This window comes from Psychromonas sp. MB-3u-54 (genome assembly GCF_002836415.1).
Classification (GTDB): domain Bacteria; phylum Pseudomonadota; class Gammaproteobacteria; order Enterobacterales; family Psychromonadaceae; genus Psychromonas.
On sequence record NZ_PJBP01000034.1, the window covers coordinates 1 to 652 of the forward strand.

1 protein-coding gene is annotated in these 652 nt (G+C 43.7%); it reads right to left on the bottom strand.

The window, feature by feature from the left end; translation table 11 throughout:
- A partial coding sequence (locus CXF72_RS00465; RefSeq protein WP_198552449.1) for an IS91 family transposase occupies positions 1-652 on the bottom strand: 652 nt, incomplete at both ends.

The following is a 652-nucleotide window of genomic DNA, read 5'->3' on the forward strand; positions in this document are numbered from 1 at the left end:
TTGCTCGGTTTACTCACGGGAGGTATCCAGTGATAAGTGGTGATGAGCAATAATTGTATGCGTCGTCGTAACTTCTTCGCGTTACCCCGCAAGAAACCATAATCGCGCACCCGCTGTAATCCTTTAGGCAGAACGTGTTGCAGTATCAACCATAAAAACTGCAAGGTCGGCAGTGTGCGTTTTTTTATCTGTTTTGTTTCACTGTCTCGGTATTGAAAGGTCACGCTATCAGTGGTGATACACGTGATATCTTTGTCGGGTAAGACACCGCGATATAGGTAACGAGAAAGATATTGTAATGCGTGCTCACCATAACCAACATGACGGCAATCCACGATCCATTTTTTTGGGTATCGTTTAGGTAATTGTAGCGTGTCATGTTGATTAACCGCTTCAAGCATTCTTGCTCGCCAGACCTTGGCCAATGCAAATTCATTATGCAGATAATCTTTCGTTCCCTTATGCCATTGCTGCCTTGCTTTAAGATAATAACCCGCCGGTATCACAACATGAATATGCGGATGTATATCTCGTTTTCTGCTGTGTGTATGCAGCACCATGGTAAAGCCAATTTCTCCCTGATGCTTGGTATAGGCAAAATCCTTAATGATCGAGGCAACCACTGTAAACAGGTTTTGATACAGCGCTTTTG